Origin of the sequence: Asanoa sp. WMMD1127 (assembly GCF_029626225.1) — a bacterium.
Taxonomy (GTDB): Bacteria; Actinomycetota; Actinomycetes; order Mycobacteriales; family Micromonosporaceae; genus Asanoa.
The window spans coordinates 7,100,595-7,117,403 of the sequence record NZ_JARUBP010000001.1 but is presented as its reverse complement, the minus strand read 5'-3'; the positions used below and the strand labels follow the sequence as shown (position 1 = coordinate 7,117,403).

The window sequence follows — 16,809 nt, the reverse complement described above, 5'->3', positions numbered from 1 at the left end:
CCACCGCTAGGGTTTGGGGGTACGAGCAGGAGGGGGCGCCAGGTGAGCACGGATCCACTCGTACTCATGACCGAGGTCGACCGCGCGACCGAGCGACTGATCGCGACGGCGGCCGGGTTCGACGACGCCGACGTGGCGGCGCCCTCCGCGCTGCCGGGGTGGACCCGCGGCCACGTGCTGGCCCACGTCGCCCGCAACGCCGACGGCATGCGCAACCTGCTGATCTGGGCCCGCACCGGGGTGGTCACCCCGCAATACCAGCCCGGCCAGCGGGAGGCGGACATCGCCGCCCACGCCGACCGCCCCGCCGCGGAGCAGCTGGCCGACCTGCGCGCGTCGGCCGCCGCCTACGCCGAGGCCGCCGACGCGTTGACCCCGCAGCAGTGGTCGACCATCCTCGACGTCCCGGGCCGTCCGCAGGCGGCCGCGTTCGGCGTCTGGCGCCGGCTGCGCGAGGTCGAGGTGCACCACGTCGACCTGGCGGCCGGCTACTCGACCGACGACTGGGCCGGCTGGTTCGGCCACCGGCTGCTGCACGAGGTGGTCAGCGGCCTCGACGGCACGACCCCGCTGGTGCTCACCCCCACCGACGCCGGCCACCCGCTCCAGGTCGGCGCCGGCGGCCCGGTCGTGTCCGGCAGCGCGTGCGCGCTGGCCGCCTGGCTGACCGGCCGCTCGACCGGCGCCGGCCTCACCGTCACCCCCGACGGTCCACTGCCCACCCCGCCCGTCTGGATGTAACGGAGAGCCCGCCATGTCGTCGTCGTACACCGGAATCGTCGAAACCGGCGGCGCGCCGGACGTCCGTGAACTCTCCGGCCTGCGCATCACCAAGCTGTCGGTCGGCCCGATGGACAACAACGCGTACCTGCTGGAATGTCTGTCCACACACGACCTGTTGCTGATCGACGCGGCCAACGAGGCGCCCCGCCTGCTCGAGCTGGTCGGCGACCGCACGCTGTCCACTGTGGTCACCACACACCAGCACATGGACCACTGGGTGGCGCTGGAGGAGGTCGTCGCCGCGACCGGCGCCCGCGCGCTGGCCCACCCCGACGACGCCGACGGCCTGCCGATCACCACGTCGCCGGTGACCGAGGGCGACCGCATCCCGGTCGGCGACTGCGAGCTGGAGGTCATCCACCTGGTCGGCCACACGCCGGGCTCGATCGCCCTGCTCTACCGCGACCCGTCGGGCACCCCCCACCTCTTCACGGGCGACAGCCTCTTCCCGGGCGGCGTCGGCAACACCCACGACGACCCGGAAGCCTTCGCCTCCCTGATCGGCGACGTGGAGCGCAAGCTCTTCGCCGCCCTCCCGGACGACACCTGGTTCTACCCGGGCCACGGCAAGGACTCCACCCTGGGCGCCGAACGCCCGTCCGTCCCGGAATGGCGCGCCCGCGGCTGGTGACTAGAGCACCAGCATCACCGGTACGCCCAACGCCGCCACGGCGACCGCCACCCCGGCCGCGGCGGCGACGACCGTCGTCGTGCGGGCGTTGACCAGCGGGCCCATCAGGTCGCGGTCGCGGCAGAAGCGGACCAGCAGGAACAGGGCGACCGGGACGCCGAAGGAGATCACGACCTGGCTGGCGACCAGCAGGGCGGTCAGGGGTACGCCGATCAGCAGCGCGGCGATCGCCGGTGCCATGGTGACGAGGCGGCGGACGTGGACGTTGACGCGTACGCCCAGGAAGCCGCGCATCACCACGTCGCCGGCCAGGGTGCCGACGCCGCTCGAGGAGGCGCCTGACGCCAGGATGGCGACCGCGAACGCGAGCGCCGCTCCGCCGCCGAAGCGGGTCAGCAGCTCCTCGTGCGCCGCGAACAGGTCGCCCGTCCAGGCGCCGGCGGTCGCGACGCCGAGGCCCGCGCCGAGGGCGATCATCGAGACGTTGACGACGGCCGCGGCGCCGAGGCCGAAGAGGCAGTCGGTGCGCACCGCGCGGCGCACCAGGCCCGGCTCGGAGCGGGCCTCGGCCGGTGTCATGCCGTGCCGCTGGACCAGCGCGGAGTGCAGGTAGATGGCGTGCGGCATGACCGTCGCGCCGACGATGCCCAGCGCCAGGACGACCGACTCCGGGCCCGCGAAGGCCGGCACCAGGCCCGCGGCGAAACCGGCCGCCGACTGGTGGCCGACGGTCGTCACGTCCCAGATGATGCCCGTGCCGACCAGGCCCAGCGCGGCCACGCTCATCAGCTCGAACGGTCGGCTGCGGCCGCGGCGGCGCAGCTCGACCAGGGCCAGCGCGACCACGGCGGTGACCACGGCCGACATCGCCACCGGCATGCCGAACAGCAGCCGCAGTCCGATGGCGGCGCCGACGAACTCCGCGAGGTCCGTGGCGAGGACGACCACCTCCGCCTGGAGCCAGAGCAGCAGCCGGCCCAGCCGCGGATATCGCTCCCGGCACAGCTCGGGCAGGCTGCGGCCGGTGGCCAGCCCCAGCTTCGCCGACTGGAACTGCACCAGGGCCGCCACCATGCTCGCGCCGGCGACGACCCAGACCAGCAGGTAGCCGGAGGTCGCGCCGGCGGTCAGGTTGGTGGCGACGTTGCCCGGGTCGATGTACGCGATCGCGGCCACGAACGCCGGCCCCACCAGCGGGACCACGCGGCGCATCCGGGCCACGGGCACCGGCCGCAGCACCAACTCGACGATCGTCATCGCGCCCCCTCCTCGTACGCCAGGGGGCTCATGCCCGGGCCGCACGGCCCGACCAGGCCGCCGGCTGACCCCACAGGGCCAGTCGAACGGGTACCGACCCCTGGACCAACCACACCGGATGGAGGCGTGATGTTTCGGCATACCGACTACCTGCAGTTCCAGGCCAAGCCCGAGAAGCCGGACGCGCTGTTCGCGGCGAAGCTCCAGGAGCTGGTCGGCGGTCAGTTCGGCGAGATGACGGTGATGATGCAGTACCTGTGGCAGGGCTGGAACTGCCGCATGCCTGGCAAGTACAAAGACATGATCATGGACATCGGCACCGAGGAGATCGGCCACGTCGAGATGCTCGTGACGATGATGGCCCGGCTGCTCGAGGGCGCGCCGGGCGAGACCACCGAGAAGGCGGTGGCGGCTAACCCGGTCCTGGCCGCGGTGATCGGCGGGATGAACCCGCAGCACGCGATCGTCAGCGGCGGCGGCGCGGTGCCGCGGGACAGCCAGGGCGTGCCCTGGAACGCCGGCTACATCGTGGCCAGCGGCAGCCTGCTGACCGACTTCCGCTCCAACGTCGCGGCCGAGGCGCAGAGCCGACTGATGACTAGCCGGGTCTACAACATGACCGACGACCCCGGCGTCAAGGCGATGCTGCAGTTCAACCTCGCCCGCGACACGTACCACCAGCAGCAGTGGCTCCTCGGTATCCAGCAGTTGATCGACGACGGCCTGGTGGACGAGCACGGACTCGAGAACTCCAACGGCGACGACGAGAACCCGGACCAGAACCACACGTTCTGGACCTTCGACGACGCCAGCCAGGCGCCGGAGGGCCGCTGGGCGCGGGGCCCGTCGTTCGTCGGCCCGGACATCGAGGTCGTCGCCGCCCAGCCGCTCACCGACGACAAGCCGCTCGGGCCGCCGCCGGACCCGAAGCTGTACGCCACGTACGACGGCGCGATGGGGACACCCAAGACCGGCGACGCGGTCGGCGCCCACGCCCAGGGCGCGCAGAACCTGGCGAAGAAGATCAAGGGCGCGTTCGAATAAGCGAGATTTCGGGGTCAGGCGCGACGAGCGCCTGGCCCCGTGCTCACACCAGACCGGCGTTGCCGGCGAGGGCGGCGGCCTCGCATCGGGTACCCACCCGCAGCTTGCGCAGCAGCGCGGCGGTCAGCCGTTTCACCGTGCGGTCGGAGACGTGCAGGTGGTTCGAGATCTCCAGCGTGCCGCAGCCCTGCGCGATGAGCCGGAGCAGCTGCCGTTCGTCAGGGTCGAGCTCGACGGGCACGGGCGACCGCGGCTTGCTGAGTCCGAGCACCGCCGCCAGGAGGTCCGTCGGCAACACCGACCAGCCTTCGAAGACGGTACGCAGCATCGGCACGACGTCCTCCGGCTCCCGGGCCTTCGGCAGGTAGCCGTCCGCGCCCGCGCGCAGGGCGGCCAGCGCGTCGTCGTGCTCGTCCCGCTCGGACATCGCGACAACCCGCAACCGCGGCTGCACGTCCCGGATCGCGCCGATCGCCCGAATGCTGCCCGGCGCGGCGAGGTGCAGGTCCACTAGCGCCAGATCCGGAACGCACCGGTTCATCAACCCCGCGGCCGCGCCGGCCTCACCGGTGGCGCCCACGACCTCGGCGCGGCCTTCGGTCGCCGTCGCCAACAGGGCCGCGAGGCCACGGATGAACAACGGCTGCCGGTCGACGACGGCCACCCGGAGCACCGCTGAGGGAACCATGCCGACGCATGCCCCGTATCCGGCGGCTAAACCGGTCGTGTGTCGCCGTGGCCCCGCGGGGACAGGCGGCGACCCGGAGGGGCCGGCCGGCCGGGTACGCGACGACCATGCTGACGACCCGACAATGGCGCGCCTGCCTGGTGCGCACCACCCTGGTCGCGACGGCCCTGGTGCTGCTGCTCGCGGCCGACGACGCCGCGTCGTGGCCGATCGTCGTGCTCACCGGCTACCTGGCGCTGACCGCCGCGGTCCTGGGCACCCTGTGGTGGAGGTCGTTTACCGCCCGGGCCAGCGGGCACCCAGCCCTCCGGAGGGAGGCACGCCATGAGCCAGGAACCCGTTGAGCGCGGTGCCAGTGAGGCCGCGTCCGACTCCCCGATGACCGAGACCGAGGCCGAGGCCAGCCGGCGGCCGCCGAGCACGGGCGAGGCGTCGGATCTGCCGCTGGCGGACGACGAGCCCCGGGACGAGGACGACGCTGAGTCCTAGAGCCGGCCGGCGAAGGTCGTCAGCTCCTCGACGAACAGGGCCGGCTGTTCCCAGGCGCCGAAGTGGCCGCCGCGGGCCGGCTCGCCCCAGTGGACGATGTGCGGGAAGCGGCGTCGCGCCCAGCGGCGGGACGGGCGGGGGACCTCCTTGGGGAAGACCGTGCAACCCGTCGGTACGCGTACCGTGTCGGCTGTTTCGGCGGTGAACCAGCGGGATACCTCGCCGATGCTCTCGGCGTAGAGCCGGGCCGACGACGCGCCTGAGCCGGTCAGCCAATAGAGGGTGACGTCGTCGAGGACCTGGTCGTCGGTGAGCACAGTGGACAGGTCGTCGGCGTGATCGGCCCAGGACCAGATCTTCTCGACGATCCACGCGCACAGGCCGGCCGGCGAGTCCACAAGGGAGTAGCCGATCGTCTGCGGGCGGGTGGCGTGCAGCACGGAGTAGCCGGAGCCGTCCCGCTCGCGGTCCGCGAGGTCGGCCAGCGCCGCCGCCTCGCCCGGCGGGGGGTCGTCGTCGCGGATCGGCGCCACCAGCGGGGGCACGAGGTGGATGCCGAGCAACCGCTCCGGTCGCTGCAGCGCGAGGCTCGTCGAGATGCTCGTGCCCCAGTCGCTGCCGGACGCGATGAACCGCGGATAGCCCAGGGCGGTCATCAGGTCGGCCCAGGCCCGCGCGATCCGGTGGATGTCCCAGCCGGGCGTCGTCGGTTTGCCGCTGAAGCCGTAACCCGGCAGCGACGGCGCCACCACGTCGAAGCCGGCGTCGGCCAGCGGGGCCAGCACGGCCTCATACTCGAAGAACGACCCGGGCCAGCCGTGGGTCAGGACGACCGGGACGGCGCCGGGCCGGCCGGACCGCAGGTGCAGCGCGTGGATGTCGAGACCGTCGACGTGGACCATGACCTGCGGGATCCGGTTGACCCTCGCCTCGGTCGCCCGCCAGTCATGACCGTCGGCCCAATACGAGATCAACCCCTTCAGATAAGCCAGGGGTACGCCCTGCGCCCAGCCGTCGACCGGCGCCGGCTCCGGCCAGCGGGTGGCGTGGAGCCGGCGGCGCAGGTCGTCGAGGTCCGGCTGCGGCGTGGCGATCCGGAACGGCGTGGGCACTCAGAAGCCGGGGAAGACCCGGCGCAGGTCGTCGAGGGTGAGCGGGCCGTCGATCTTGACCGGCGGGGTGGTGTGCTCCGGCTTGAGCCGGCCCGTCACGAGCCGCAGCCAGGCCTCGGCCGGGAGGCGCAGGGTGCCGTCGGGGCTGACCGGAACCTCGGTGAGGGCGATCTCGGGACCGAGGGCGAGGCCGAACGACTCGGGCTGGTCGGTGAGCTCGACCGCCAGCGTCGCCGTCCGGCCGTCGAGGCGCTCGGGCTTGGCGATCCAGCCGAACATGTAGGCCGTCTGGGCGAGCAGCAGCGGCGCCGCGGCGGCGTCGACGGTGGCCGCCGGGTCGAAGGCGACGTCGACGTCCCAGGCGTGCAGCGCGAACTCGGACAGCCGCATGATCCCGGCGGCGGCCACGTCGACGGGCGCCGGCATCCAGGCGAACGGCACGCGTACCGCTTCGCGCTGCTGGTCGTCGAGCGACTCGTAGCGCTTCACCAGGTTGTCGTTGGCGGTGACGACCCAGGCGGCCCGCTCCTCGCGGGAGGCGTTGTCCCACTTGGCCCAGACGCCCTTGTTGAACTCGTCGTCGGGCGCAGCGCCGCCGGTGATGCCGGCCTCCAGCGTGGCCAGGTTGATCTCCGCGCCGCTGCCGAGGTGGCTGAGCACCTGGGAGACGTCCCAGTCGGCGCACCCGGAGGGCCGGGCGAGATCGTCGGGGGAGAACCCGGCGACCTTGGCGGCGAGGTCGTCGTGGCCGGCACGCAGCACCGCGATGACGCGGTCGGCGGAGGATGCCATGAGCTAGCTCCAAACGCGAGGGAGGCGACTTGCGCGATCGAGCCTATGCCCGCGCCGAGGCGGCCAAAACTGTCAGGGGTGGCCGATAGCGTTCCGACATCGACGAACGAGAGGGGTGTGGGCGATGCTCCGGGGGATCGCGACGATGAGCTACTGGACCGACGACCTGGCCGCGGCCAAGCGGTGGTATGCGGAGCTGCTCGGGATCGAGCCCTACTTCGAGGTGCCGGGCGGCTACGCGGAGTTCCGGCTGGGCGACTACCAGCAGGAGCTGGGCCTGATCGACCGCAGCTACGCGCCTCCCGGGGTCCCGACGGGCGCGGGCGGCGTCGTGGCCTACTGGCACGTCGACGACATCGATGCGGCGCTGGCCCGACTAACGGAGCTGGGCGCGACGGTCCGCGAGGAGCCGCGCGACCGCGGCGAGGGCTTCATCACCGCCACCGTCACGGACCCCTTCGACAACATCCTGGGCATCATGGTCAACCCGCACTACGTGGACGTGCTGGCCGAGCGGCAGTAGCCCGTCGGTATACCGAACGGTATTCTCAGCGGTATGAGCCCCACCACGATCAAGGTCGACAGCTCCGTGCGGGACCGACTAGCGGCGCTCGCCCGCGAGCGGGGCATCACCATGGGCGCCTTGCTCCTCGAGGCGACCGAGCGGCTCGAGCGGGACGCCTTCTTCGCGCGGGCGCAGACGCAGCTGGAGCGCCTGCGCCGCGAGGACCCGCAGGCATGGGAACGGGATCGCGACGAGTCCCGCGCCTGGCAGCAGGGCACCGACCGCGACACCGTGCCGAACGGAGACGACGAGGGATGGTGGGAGTGACCACGATCGAGACCGGCGACATCTGGGTCGCCACGCTCGATCCGACCGTCGGCCGCGAGCAGAGCGGCCGGCGTCCCGTGGTGGTGGTCTCGGCCAACGCGATGCACGCGCTGCCGATCAACATGGCCGTGGTGGTGCCGCTGACCGGCAACGATCGTGGGCTCGTCACCCAGCCACGGGTGTCGAGCCGGGCATCGGGCCTCAACCGGCCCAGCTTCGCCTGCCCGGAGGACGTCCGCGCCATCGACGCGTCCCGGTTGGGCCGCCGGCTCGGCCGCGTCAGCGCCGACGAACTCGACGACATCCGCAAAGTGCTGCGTTACTTCCTGGATCTTTGATCGGAGGCATGACTCGGGCCCGCGTGGGGCGCGACCGTTGCTCCCGCCAGGGACCGCTCCGCTTCGCTGCGCTGCCAGGTCCGCTGCTGATCGCCCGCACTGAACCGCCGGCTGCGAGGCAGCCCGCCCGGCTGCCTGCGGAACGACGCCGCACCGCTGGCTTCGGAACGACGCCGCCTGGCTGCCTGGCTTTGTCGCTGGTCAGGCGAACTTGGGGAAGACCGTGGTGGCGATCTCGGTAGGGGAAGGCATCTCGGCGATTTCGGCGGCCACCTCGGCCGACGCGGTGCGGAGCGGCGCGTCGGTCAGGAGGCGCTCGATGACAGCCACGTCGATGCGCTTGACCGGGACCGCCAGGCCCGCGCCGCGGGTGGCGACGGCGTCCGCGTTGTGGGCGCGGTCGCCGGGCCCCGGCGTGACCAGCTGCGGGACGCCCGCCGCCAGCGCCGCGAAGATGGTGCCGGCGCCGCCGTGGTGGATGATCGCGCTCGCGGTTTCGAGCGCCTCCGGGACGGGCGCCCAGCCGACCGCGCGCACGTTCGGCGGCAGCGTGCGCCCGGCCAGCCGGTCGGCGGCCCGGAGCAGCACGAACTCGGCCTTGACCCGCGGCGCGAGCCGGACGATGCGGTCCAGCACCGCCGTGGAGCCCGGGCCAGCGATCGTGCTGTGGCTGACCAGCACCCGGGGCATGGTCCCCGGTTCGCGCAGCGACGCCGGCAGGCTGGCGCCGCCGCCGTAGCCGACCGGTCGCATCGGCTGGCCGCTCGCGCCGGGCACCACACTGTCGGGGCTGATCCGCAGCACCACGGCGCTGGCCGGCACGGTGGTCCGGGTGCGCATCCTGGCGGTGGTCACCGCGAGCAGGATCGCGTCGTCGAAGAGCGTGTTGCCGTGCAGCACGGCCGGCACGTCGTGGCGGGCGGCGGCGACCGCGCCGGCGCCGGCCAGCGGTTCGTGGACGACCACGTCCGGGCGCCACCGCTCGACCAGCGCGGTCGTGGCGTTGACGAAGCGGTCGTTGACCGCGCCGAAGATGTGGCCGACGGCGTCCGTGCCGGCCCGGCCGGCCAGCTCGCGCACCAGCAACCGCGGGCGGCTCAGCATCGTGCCCAGCGCGATCCGGCCGAAGTTGAACGGGCCGGCGACCACGTCCTCGACCGGGAAGCCGGCCGGCGGCCGGGCCACGGCGTCACCGCCGGACGCGACGAGAACGTCGTGTCCGGCGGCGCGCAGGGCCTCGGCCAGCGGAACCATGGGATAGAGGTGACCGATCAGCGGGGCTGCGACGAACAGAATCCGCACGGGTTCGTCCTCTTCTCTGCGCGTGCCTTGCGACAAACCCTAGCCCGCGTCGGGGCGAGCGGCCGGTGACACCAGCCGGGCGCCGAGCGCCCGGGCGGCCACCACCAGGGCGGCGGCGGCGAGCACGATGTCCTTGGCCACGTACTGTCCCTCGATCGTCGGCGTGCCCGGGAACAGGTCGGTGAAGAACAGCACGAGCGGCGACATGATCCCGGCCAACGACGCGGCCAGCACCACCAGGCCGGTCTTGAGCAGGCGGCCGGTGATCAGCGTGATCCCGATGAAGCACTCGGCGACCGCGCACAGCACCACCGCGCCGGTGCCGGTGACCAGCCCGAAGCTGAGGGCGTCGATGGTGCGGGCGACCAGCGCCTCGGCCGGGCTGGCGCCCGGGAAGAACTTGAGCGCCCCGAAGCCCAGGAAGACCAGGCCCAGGCTGATCCGGAGCAGGTCGATGCTGTGCCGGGCCAGCAGGTCGGTGAGCCGGCGCTGGGCTCCGCCCAGTCGGATCGCGATCGTTGACATGACGTCCGTCCCCTCGTGTTTGACTGCCCGCTCAGCGTCGTGGAAGGCGAGGCGCCGGGCGTCCGCCGCCGAACGGCACATCGGGTACGCCACCCGCCGTACCACCGGTTCGTCCACGTACGAAGAAGGGCGGCCCGCTGGTACGTTCGGGCCATGGCGAGGGTGATCTTCGGAATGACCGTGTCGGTGGACGGCTACGTCGAGGACGCGGAGGGCAGCGCCGCGCCGCTCTATCCGGATCTCGCCGAGCTGCGGCCGACCCACTACATGACGGAGATGGTCGACGAGACCGGCGCCGTCCTCATGGGACGGAAGACGTTCGCGATGGGCGACCCGGACGGCTACGCGGGCTCGTACGAGTTCCAGGTCCCGATCTTCGTCGTTACCCACCAGCCGCCGGCCACCCACCCGCGCGAGTCGGGCGGGCTCACGTTCACGTTCGTCACCGACGGGCCGGAGGCGGCGGTCGCGGCGGCGAAGCAGGCGGCCGGCGAGCGCGACGTCACCGTCGTCGGCGGCGTCGACCTGGGGCACCAGCTCCTCACCCGCGGCCTGGTCGACGAGCTGCGGCTCGACGTCATGCCGGTGCTGCTCGGCGGCGGCCGGCGCCTGTTCGAGGCCGACGCCGACCTGGCCGCGCTCGGCCTGCGCAAGACCCGGGTGCTCGAGGTCGGCATGCGCACATCGCTGCGCTTCACGGTCTCGACGTGAGTGCTCCACATCGGACGGTCGGTGCTGGCGGCGCCGCCCTGCTGGCCGGGCTGAGGGCCGGCCGGCTCGACCCGTAGGCTGGGCGGTATGCGGGTGGCGTACGGAGCCGACGACGCGAACGAGACCACGCGGGCCGTCCAGCAGGCGCTGGCCGACCGGGGGATCGAGGTCGTCGACGTGACAGGTGACCAGCAGTGGCCCGACATCGGCGCCGCCGTCGGCCGCGCGGTCGCCGAGGGCCACGCCGACCTGGGCGTCGTCCTCTGCTGGACCGGCACGGGCACGGCCATCGCCGCCAACAAGATCACCGGCGTACGCGCCGCGCTGGCCTGGGACCCCTGGATCGCCGGCGGCGCCCGCAAGTGGAACGACGCCAACGTCCTCGCGCTGAGCCTCAAACGCCTGGCCCCCGACGTGGCGGTCGAGGTCCTGGCCGCCTTCCTCGACACCACCGGGCCCGACCCCGACGAGGCCGCCAACATCGCCCGGCTCGGTGCGCTCGATGACTGACCTGCGCCGCGCCACCCCACGCGACCTGGCCGCGATCCTCGACGACCTCCCCGCGTACTGGGGCGATCGCGACGTCCGCCACCTCCACCACCCGATGTTCGTCCGCGAGTTCGGCGACACCGCCTTCGTCTCGGGCGCGGTCGACGGCTACCTGTTCGGCTTCGTCGCCCCCGCCCACGTCGGCTACATCCACGCGGTCGCGGTGCACCGGCGCGCCCGCGGGACGGGAGTCGGCCGCCACCTCTACAAAGCGTTCGCGGACGCGGCCCGGGCGCGCGGCGCCACCCGCCTCAAGGCCATCACCGGCCCGGCCAACGCGGACTCGATCCGCTTCCACGAACGGCTCGGCTTCACCGCGGCCCTGGCCGCCGACTACAGCGGCCCCGGCCAGGACCGCGTGATCCTCACCCGCGACCTGCCCTAGATCGGGAGCAGGCGATCCCGGGTCCGTCGGGGGCACGACCGTCGCTCCCGCCGGGGACCGCTCCGCTTCGCTCCGCTGCCAGGCCCGCGTGGGGTCAGGCGGTCGCGGCCGTGCGGGGCCCGTCCGGATCGTCTGCGGCCGGGCTCGCGCCGGGTCAGGTGGTTGCGGCCGTGCGAGGCCCGTCCGGATCGTCCGCGGCCGGGCCCGCGCCGGGTTAGGCGGTTGCCGCCGCTCGGGCGCCTTCCGGATCGTCGGCGGCCAGGACGGCGCCGGCGATGCGTTCGCATTCGTCGCGGGTGTGGACCGCCAACGCGTCGCGGACCGCGGGGATCGCTCGGGCCGGCATCGACAGGCTCGTGATGCCGAGGCCGGCGAAGACCGGCGCCAGGCCCGGATCGGCCGCGGCCTCGCCGCAGATGCCGACCGGCTTGCCGGCCGCGCGCCCGGCGCGGGCGCACATGGCGATCAGGTCCAGCAGCCCCGGCTGCCACGGGTCGAGCAGTTCCGCGAGGTCGCCGCACATGCGGTCGGCGGCGAACGCGTACTGGCTCAGGTCGTTGGTCCCGACCGACAGGAAGTCGACCTCGCGCAGCAGCGCGCGGACCCGCAGCGCCGCGGCCGGGATCTCGACCATCACGCCGGCGGAGGGCAGGCCGGCGGCGCGGGCCCGGCTGACGAAGTCGCGGGCCTCGGCCGGCGTCGCGATCATCGGCGCCATCACCCACGCGGTCGCGCCGGTGCGGGCGGCGGCCGCCGCGATGGCCGCGAGTTGGCCGTCGAGCAGGGCGGGGTCGCGACGGGCGAGGCGCACGCCGCGTACGCCCAGCGCCGGGTTCGGTTCGCCGGACTGGTCCAGGAACGGCAGCGGCTTGTCGGCGCCCGCGTCCAGCGTGCGCACCACGATCTTGCGGCCGCCGAGGGCGTCGAACACGGCCGCGTACGCCTCGACCTGCTCGTCGTGGCTCGGCGCCTGCTGGCGGTCGAGGTAGAGCAGCTCGGTGCGGAACAGCCCGACCCCCTCGGCGCCGGCGACCGGGTCGGCGGCCGTGCCCACGTTGGCGAGCAGCTCGACCGCCCATCCGTCGGCCGTGCGGCCCGGTCCCGTCGAGGCGGCCGCGCGCGCCCGGCGGTCCTGCTCGCGCCGCCGGCTGTCGGCGACGGTCGCCTCGTCGACCCCGACCCGCACCGTGCCGGCGGCGCCGTCGACGGCGACCACCATGCCGTCGCGGAGGCCGGCCGCCCCGCCGCAGCGGACGACCGCCGGGATGCCCAGCGAGCGCGCCAGGATCGCGGTGTGGCTCGTCGGCCCGCCGGCCTCGGTGACCAGCGCGAGCACCCGCTCCGGGTCGAGGCCGGCGGTGTCGGCCGGGGCGAGGTCGGTCGCGACGAGCACGAACGGGTCGTCGGGCGACGGGATGCCCGGCATCGGCGCGCCGCTGGAGACCGCCACCGCGCGGTCGCGGAGGTCGTCGAGGTCGGCCACCCGCTCGGCCAGGTACCCGCCCGCCTCCAGGAACGCCTGCCGATGCACCGCGAACGCCGCGTCGATCGCGTGCGGCGCGTCGGAGCCCGCGCGGATCGCGTCGGCCACCGCCTCGTCGAGCACCGGGTCCTCGGCCATCATGACCTGGGCCCGGAGGATCTCGGCCGCGGTGGCGTCGTGAGTGGCGTCCGCGCGCCGGGCCAGCTCGGCCGCGACCGCCCGCAGCGCCGCCGCCGCGCCGGCCAGCTCAGCCTCCACATCGGACACGGTGCGCGGGGCCGGCATCCGCGGCGCGGCACCGGCCCGGCACACCGGCCCGGCCGCGAACCCGGGCGACACCCCGATCCCGCGCAGCGGCTCACTACTACTTATCGCCGAAGCCTCCACCGTCGCACCGCCCGCCGTCTTCGCGACGGCAGCACCACCCGCCTCCATGGCGGCGTCGTCCGAAGCCGGCTCAGCGGTGCCGGTCGCGGCCACCGCGGGGTCAGCCATTGGACCCAGCCTCCTCCGCGTCCAGGTCGCGGGCCAGCAGGGCGGCCAGGTCGTCGAGCACCGCGTCGGCGCCGTCGCCCTCGGCGGTGATGGTCACCTCGGTGCCCTGCTTGGCGCCCAGCGACAGGACGGACAGCATGCTGTTGGCGGGTACGGGCTTGCGGCCCTCGACGTTGATCTTCACCGGCAGGGGAGCGGCGCCCGCGGCCGCGACGAAGAGGGCGGCCGGGCGGGCGTGCAGGCCGGTACGCGAACCGACGGTCACGGTGCGGGACGGCATGTCGTACTCCTCTAGGGCTCGATGGTGACCTTGATGGCGGCGCCGCGGGCGACGATGTCGAACGCCTCCAGCGCCTCCGTCACGGGCAGGCGGTGGGTGATCAGGTCGGCGACCGGGACCGCGCCGGAGGCGATCAGGTCCAGCGCGCGCTTGTTGTGCGTCGGGCTGGAGCCGTTGGCGCCGACGATCGTCAGCTCCTGGTAGTGCACGAGGTTGCTGTCCACCCTGATCACCGGGTCGTCCTTGGGCAGCCCGCCGAAGAAGCTGATCCGGGCCTGCCGGGCGCACAGCGCGAACGCCTGCTCCTGCGCCGCCTTGGCCGCCGCCGCGGTGATCACCACGTCGGCGCCCCGGCCGTCGGTGAGCTTGCGGACCTCGTCGACGACGTCGGTGTCGGCACCGCAGATCGCCGCGTCCGGTTCGACGCGCGACGCCGACAACGCCAGCCGTTCCGCGTTGAGGTCCACCAGGAACACGCGGCGGGCGCCCCGGGCCCGGGCCAGCCGCACGTGCAGGCAGCCGATCGGGCCCGCCCCCATCACGACGACGTCGTCGCCCTCGCCGACCCGGGCCAGTTCCTGCCCGTTCAGCACGCACGCGAGGGGTTCGGCGACCGACGCCTCGGCGTACCCGATGCCCGATGGGATCCGGTTGAGACCGTCGACGGCGAGGACCTTGGCGGGTACGAGCATCAGCTCCGCGAAGCCGCCGTCGTAGTGGTAGCCCATCGACTCCTGGTTGGGGCACACGGTCATCCGGCCGCGCCGGCACTCGCCGCACTGTCCACAGGGGATCGCGGCGATCACCTGCACGCGGTCGCCGGCCTGCCAACCGGTGTCGCCGCCGTCGACGACCTCGCCGGCGATCTCGTGGCCCATCACCCGCGGCGGGCGGATGTGGTGGTGCCCGAACTTGAAGATCTTGACGTCGGTGCCGCAGGTGGAGCAGTTGTGCACGCGGATCAGCACGTCGCCGCCGGTGCGGGTGGGTTCGGGGGCGTCCTCGATGCGTACGTCGCCGGGCGCGTGGAAGCGCACGACCTTCATGCCGTCTCCTCGATCGGGGTCAACAGGTCGTAGACCGTCTGCTGGTCGGTGGCCGCGCGCAACGCCGCGGCCCGGTCGGGGTCGAGCAGGATCTGCGCCAGCTCGCCGAGCACCTCGACGTGCCCGTCGCCGCGGGCCGCGATGGCCACGCAGACGCTCACCGGCTGGCCGCCCCAGTCGACGCCGGCCGGGAAACGCAGCACCGCGAGGGCGTCCCGCAGCACCGTGTCCTTGCCGGCCAGGGTGCCGTGCGGGATGGCGACACCCTCACCGACGTACGTCGAGATGGACTGCTCGCGTTCGAGCATCGCGGCCACGTAGGCCGGGGCGACCGCGCCCACCTCGACCAGCACCTCGCCGCAGCGCCGGATGGCGGCGTCGCGGTCGGCGGCCGTCTCGGTGAGCCGGATGGCGGCCGGGTCCAGCAGCGCGCCCAGGCCCTCAGCCATCGAGCTCGCCGCCGGACTCGACGACCTTGACCAGCCGGGTGACGGCCGGATCGCCGATGAACACCTGGACCGGCACGATCACCTTGCCGGGAGCGCTGCCCCGGGCCCGGTCGGCCAGGCCGGCGTGGCAGACCACCACGTCCGCGTCGGCCGGGATCGAGTTGACCGGCGTGTGCTCGACGGTGACCCGGTGCTTCTTGAGCTGGCGCCGCAGCTGGCTGGCGAGCATGACGCTGCTGCCCATGCCGGCGTCGCAGGCCACGACCACCTTCTGGATGTCGCTGCCCTTGATGTTGGCCATGACGATCGCCTTTCGGGGTGAGGGGAAAGGAACGGCCCGTTCCAATCGCTTTTCACATAGGAACGGACCGTTCCTAACGCGGGTCAGGCGGTGGTGCGTTGCTCCGGGACCGCGGCGGCGACGCCGGCGGGCTCGCGGTCACGGTCGGGCTGGGTGCCGGGCTGAGGATCGGCATCCGGGGGTACGGCGGCCGCGTCGCCGTCGGCGGTCGTCGGCTCCTCCTTGGGTTCGAGGCGGCCGAAGCCGAGCAGCGCGGCGGCCACGGCGAACGTGACGCCGGCGGAGATCACCACGCCGAGCAGCATCGGGATGTAACCGCCGCGTGGGGTGACCGCGAAGTACGCGAAGATGCTGCCGGGCGAGGGCGTCGCGGTGAGACCGGCGTCAGTGATCATGAAGGTGCCGACACCGGCCGCGCCACCGGCGATCATGGCGATGATCAGGCGGGGCTTCATCAGCACGTACGGGAAGTAGATCTCGTGGATGCCGCCGAGGAACTGGATGATCATGGCGGCCGGGGCGGTGGCGCGCAGGTTGCGCGGGCCGAAGAAGAAGAACGCGAGCAGCAGGCCGAGGCCCGGGCCCGGGTTCGACTCGATCATGAACAGGATGGACTTGCCGGTCTCGGCGGCCTCGGCCACGCCGAGCGGCCCGAACACGCCGTGGTTGATGGCGTTGTTGAGGAACAGCACCTTGGCCGGCTCGACGAGCACGGAGGCCAACGGCAGCAGGTTGCGGTCGACCAGCCAGCTGACCGCGTCGCCGGCGGCGTTGGTGACCGTACGCATGACGGGGCCGATCGCCCACGCGCCGATCAGCGCCATGCCGCCGCCGATGATGCCGGCGGAGAAGTTGTTGACCAGCATCTCGAAGCCCGGCCGGATGCGGTCCTCGACCAGGTTGTCGAACTGCTTGAGCAACCAGGCGGTGGCCGGCCCGATGATCATCGCGCCGAGGAACATCGGCGACGCGTTCTCGAGCTCGGTGCCCATCACGGCGCCGGCGCCGACCGCGACGCCGACGGTGGCGACGGCGCCCACGACGGCGCCGCGCTGCCCGTGCACCAGCCGGCCGCCGGTGTAGCCGATCAGGATCGGCAGCAGGAAGAAGATCATCGGGTTGACCAGCTGCCCGAAGTCGTCGTTCGGTATCCAGCCGGTCGGGATGAACAGCGCGGTGATCAGACCCCAGGCGATGAACGCGCCGATGTTGGGCATGATCATGGCCGCCAGATTGCCGCCGAACCGCTGCACGGTGGCGCGGAATCCGGTGCCCTGCACCGCGGGCGTGTAGCCGCGTTCCTCGGTAGTTGTCACC

The 16,809-nt window shown here is 73.2% G+C and carries 23 protein-coding genes; 11 read left to right on the top strand and 12 right to left on the bottom strand.

The features are described from left to right. Positions 1-42 precede the first annotated feature (42 nt). Both O7635_RS34080 and O7635_RS34075 read left to right on the top strand, forming a co-directional pair. Positions 43-741 (top strand): maleylpyruvate isomerase family mycothiol-dependent enzyme, encoded by a 699-nt coding sequence (locus O7635_RS34080; RefSeq protein ID WP_278084602.1) that lies wholly within the window; start codon positions 43-45, stop codon positions 739-741. Between the two features lie 13 nt (positions 742-754). Beyond that, positions 755-1,414 (top strand): MBL fold metallo-hydrolase, encoded by a 660-nt coding sequence (locus tag O7635_RS34075; RefSeq protein ID WP_278084601.1) that lies wholly within the window; start codon positions 755-757, stop codon positions 1,412-1,414. Here O7635_RS34075 and O7635_RS34070 read toward each other — a convergent pair whose 3' ends face one another. Further along, the gene (locus tag O7635_RS34070; RefSeq protein WP_278084600.1) at positions 1,415-2,671 is read right to left on the bottom strand and encodes an Nramp family divalent metal transporter; all 1,257 of its coding nucleotides are present in this window, start codon (positions 2,669-2,671) and stop codon (positions 1,415-1,417) included. 129 nt (positions 2,672-2,800) lie between these two features. Here O7635_RS34070 and O7635_RS34065 point away from each other — a divergent pair, with 129 nt between their 5' ends. After that, positions 2,801-3,715 carry a manganese catalase family protein gene (locus tag O7635_RS34065; RefSeq protein ID WP_278084599.1) on the top strand — a complete coding sequence of 305 codons (915 nt, stop codon included), beginning with the start codon at positions 2,801-2,803 and terminating at the stop codon, positions 3,713-3,715. A 43-nt stretch (positions 3,716-3,758) separates the two neighbouring features. On the opposite strand, the gene O7635_RS34060 is transcribed toward O7635_RS34065, so the two are convergent. Next, positions 3,759-4,403, bottom strand: coding sequence for a response regulator transcription factor (locus tag O7635_RS34060; protein ID WP_278084598.1), 645 nt, complete (start codon positions 4,401-4,403; stop codon positions 3,759-3,761). Between the two features lie 107 nt (positions 4,404-4,510). Between O7635_RS34060 and O7635_RS34055 the strand changes: the two genes are divergently transcribed. Both O7635_RS34055 and O7635_RS34050 read left to right on the top strand, forming a co-directional pair. Further along, positions 4,511-4,747 (top strand): hypothetical protein, encoded by a 237-nt coding sequence (locus O7635_RS34055; RefSeq protein ID WP_278084597.1) that lies wholly within the window; start codon positions 4,511-4,513, stop codon positions 4,745-4,747. Next, positions 4,728-4,892, top strand: a complete 165-nt coding sequence (locus O7635_RS34050) for a hypothetical protein (protein ID WP_278084596.1) — start codon at positions 4,728-4,730, stop codon at positions 4,890-4,892. The genes O7635_RS34055 and O7635_RS34050 overlap by 20 nt, the downstream gene beginning before the upstream one ends. Here O7635_RS34050 and O7635_RS34045 read toward each other — a convergent pair. Both O7635_RS34045 and O7635_RS34040 read right to left on the bottom strand, forming a co-directional pair. Next, on the bottom strand, positions 4,889-6,004 hold the full coding sequence (locus O7635_RS34045; RefSeq protein ID WP_278084595.1) for an epoxide hydrolase family protein: 1,116 nt from the start codon (positions 6,002-6,004) through the stop codon (positions 4,889-4,891). The two genes, O7635_RS34050 and O7635_RS34045, sit on opposite strands and share 4 nt — an antisense overlap. Next, complete coding sequence (locus O7635_RS34040) at positions 6,005-6,796, bottom strand: maleylpyruvate isomerase family mycothiol-dependent enzyme (RefSeq protein WP_278084594.1); 792 nt, start codon at positions 6,794-6,796, stop codon at positions 6,005-6,007. 124 nt (positions 6,797-6,920) lie between these two features. On the opposite strand from O7635_RS34040, the gene O7635_RS34035 reads away from it, so the two are divergent. Genes O7635_RS34035 through O7635_RS34025 form a run of 3 tightly spaced genes read left to right on the top strand, consistent with a single transcriptional unit; the run spans position 6,921 to position 7,966 of the window. Beyond that, complete coding sequence (locus tag O7635_RS34035; protein ID WP_278084593.1) at positions 6,921-7,319, top strand: VOC family protein; 399 nt, start codon at positions 6,921-6,923, stop codon at positions 7,317-7,319. Positions 7,320-7,352: 33 nt separating this feature from the next. Then, complete coding sequence (locus O7635_RS34030) at positions 7,353-7,628, top strand: hypothetical protein (protein WP_278084592.1); 276 nt, start codon at positions 7,353-7,355, stop codon at positions 7,626-7,628. Further along, positions 7,625-7,966, top strand: a complete 342-nt coding sequence (locus O7635_RS34025) for a type II toxin-antitoxin system PemK/MazF family toxin (RefSeq protein ID WP_278084591.1) — start codon at positions 7,625-7,627, stop codon at positions 7,964-7,966. The genes O7635_RS34030 and O7635_RS34025 overlap by 4 nt, the downstream gene beginning before the upstream one ends. A 201-nt stretch (positions 7,967-8,167) precedes the next feature. On the opposite strand, the gene O7635_RS34020 is transcribed toward O7635_RS34025, so the two are convergent. Further along, a complete protein-coding gene (locus O7635_RS34020; RefSeq protein ID WP_278084590.1) occupies positions 8,168-9,268 on the bottom strand; it encodes a glycosyltransferase in 1,101 nt (366 codons plus the stop codon). 39 nt (positions 9,269-9,307) lie between these two features. Further along, the gene (locus O7635_RS34015; protein ID WP_278084589.1) at positions 9,308-9,793 is read right to left on the bottom strand and encodes a DoxX family membrane protein; all 486 of its coding nucleotides are present in this window, start codon (positions 9,791-9,793) and stop codon (positions 9,308-9,310) included. 153 nt (positions 9,794-9,946) lie between these two features. On the opposite strand from O7635_RS34015, the gene O7635_RS34010 reads away from it, so the two are divergent. The 3 genes from O7635_RS34010 to O7635_RS34000 all read left to right on the top strand — a co-directional run bounded on the left by O7635_RS34010 (position 9,947) and on the right by O7635_RS34000 (position 11,438). Next, the gene (locus O7635_RS34010; protein ID WP_278084588.1) at positions 9,947-10,504 is read left to right on the top strand and encodes a dihydrofolate reductase family protein; all 558 of its coding nucleotides are present in this window, start codon (positions 9,947-9,949) and stop codon (positions 10,502-10,504) included. An 87-nt stretch (positions 10,505-10,591) separates the two neighbouring features. Further along, positions 10,592-11,014, top strand: coding sequence for an RpiB/LacA/LacB family sugar-phosphate isomerase (locus tag O7635_RS34005; protein WP_278084587.1), 423 nt, complete (start codon positions 10,592-10,594; stop codon positions 11,012-11,014). Then, complete coding sequence (locus O7635_RS34000) at positions 11,007-11,438, top strand: GNAT family N-acetyltransferase (RefSeq protein WP_278084586.1); 432 nt, start codon at positions 11,007-11,009, stop codon at positions 11,436-11,438. The genes O7635_RS34005 and O7635_RS34000 overlap by 8 nt, the downstream gene beginning before the upstream one ends. Positions 11,439-11,652: 214 nt before the next feature. On the opposite strand, the gene ptsP is transcribed toward O7635_RS34000, so the two are convergent. From ptsP to O7635_RS33970, 6 genes are all read right to left on the bottom strand, one after another. After that, complete coding sequence (gene ptsP, locus O7635_RS33995) at positions 11,653-13,416, bottom strand: phosphoenolpyruvate--protein phosphotransferase (RefSeq protein ID WP_278084585.1); 1,764 nt, start codon at positions 13,414-13,416, stop codon at positions 11,653-11,655. Beyond that, positions 13,409-13,696, bottom strand: coding sequence for an HPr family phosphocarrier protein (locus tag O7635_RS33990; RefSeq protein ID WP_278084584.1), 288 nt, complete (start codon positions 13,694-13,696; stop codon positions 13,409-13,411). The genes ptsP and O7635_RS33990 overlap by 8 nt, the downstream gene beginning before the upstream one ends. An 11-nt stretch (positions 13,697-13,707) precedes the next feature. Then, positions 13,708-14,742 (bottom strand): zinc-dependent dehydrogenase, encoded by a 1,035-nt coding sequence (locus O7635_RS33985; protein WP_278084583.1) that lies wholly within the window; start codon positions 14,740-14,742, stop codon positions 13,708-13,710. Then, on the bottom strand, positions 14,739-15,191 hold the full coding sequence (locus tag O7635_RS33980; RefSeq protein ID WP_278084582.1) for a PTS sugar transporter subunit IIA: 453 nt from the start codon (positions 15,189-15,191) through the stop codon (positions 14,739-14,741). Before O7635_RS33980 ends, O7635_RS33985 begins: the two co-directional genes overlap by 4 nt. Beyond that, entirely contained in the window at positions 15,184-15,492 is a 309-nt protein-coding gene (locus O7635_RS33975) for a PTS lactose transporter subunit IIB (RefSeq protein WP_278084581.1), read from the bottom strand. Before O7635_RS33975 ends, O7635_RS33980 begins: the two co-directional genes overlap by 8 nt. 83 nt (positions 15,493-15,575) lie before the next feature. Then, complete coding sequence (locus O7635_RS33970) at positions 15,576-16,808, bottom strand: PTS mannitol transporter subunit IICB (protein WP_278084580.1); 1,233 nt, start codon at positions 16,806-16,808, stop codon at positions 15,576-15,578. Between the last annotated feature and the right edge of the window lies 1 nt (position 16,809).

Coding starts and splice junctions, on each gene's coding strand:
- O7635_RS34070 (WP_278084600.1), bottom strand. CDS start 2,671: ATGACGATCGTCGAGTTGGTGCTGCGGCCGGTGCCCGTGGCCCGGATG.
- O7635_RS34000 (WP_278084586.1), top strand. CDS start 11,007: ATGACTGACCTGCGCCGCGCCACCCCACGCGACCTGGCCGCGATCCTC.
- O7635_RS33980 (WP_278084582.1), bottom strand. CDS start 15,191: ATGGCTGAGGGCCTGGGCGCGCTGCTGGACCCGGCCGCCATCCGGCTC.
- O7635_RS34030 (WP_278084592.1), top strand. CDS start 7,353: ATGAGCCCCACCACGATCAAGGTCGACAGCTCCGTGCGGGACCGACTA.
- O7635_RS33985 (WP_278084583.1), bottom strand. CDS start 14,742: ATGAAGGTCGTGCGCTTCCACGCGCCCGGCGACGTACGCATCGAGGAC.
- O7635_RS33990 (WP_278084584.1), bottom strand. CDS start 13,696: ATGCCGTCCCGCACCGTGACCGTCGGTTCGCGTACCGGCCTGCACGCC.
- O7635_RS33975 (WP_278084581.1), bottom strand. CDS start 15,492: ATGGCCAACATCAAGGGCAGCGACATCCAGAAGGTGGTCGTGGCCTGC.
- O7635_RS34065 (WP_278084599.1), top strand. CDS start 2,801: ATGTTTCGGCATACCGACTACCTGCAGTTCCAGGCCAAGCCCGAGAAG.
- O7635_RS34015 (WP_278084589.1), bottom strand. CDS start 9,793: ATGTCAACGATCGCGATCCGACTGGGCGGAGCCCAGCGCCGGCTCACC.
- O7635_RS34040 (WP_278084594.1), bottom strand. CDS start 6,796: ATGGCATCCTCCGCCGACCGCGTCATCGCGGTGCTGCGTGCCGGCCAC.
- O7635_RS34060 (WP_278084598.1), bottom strand. CDS start 4,403: ATGGTTCCCTCAGCGGTGCTCCGGGTGGCCGTCGTCGACCGGCAGCCG.
- O7635_RS34050 (WP_278084596.1), top strand. CDS start 4,728: ATGAGCCAGGAACCCGTTGAGCGCGGTGCCAGTGAGGCCGCGTCCGAC.
- O7635_RS34035 (WP_278084593.1), top strand. CDS start 6,921: ATGCTCCGGGGGATCGCGACGATGAGCTACTGGACCGACGACCTGGCC.
- O7635_RS34005 (WP_278084587.1), top strand. CDS start 10,592: ATGCGGGTGGCGTACGGAGCCGACGACGCGAACGAGACCACGCGGGCC.
- O7635_RS34010 (WP_278084588.1), top strand. CDS start 9,947: ATGGCGAGGGTGATCTTCGGAATGACCGTGTCGGTGGACGGCTACGTC.
- ptsP (WP_278084585.1), bottom strand. CDS start 13,416: ATGGCTGACCCCGCGGTGGCCGCGACCGGCACCGCTGAGCCGGCTTCG.
- O7635_RS34075 (WP_278084601.1), top strand. CDS start 755: ATGTCGTCGTCGTACACCGGAATCGTCGAAACCGGCGGCGCGCCGGAC.
- O7635_RS34055 (WP_278084597.1), top strand. CDS start 4,511: ATGCTGACGACCCGACAATGGCGCGCCTGCCTGGTGCGCACCACCCTG.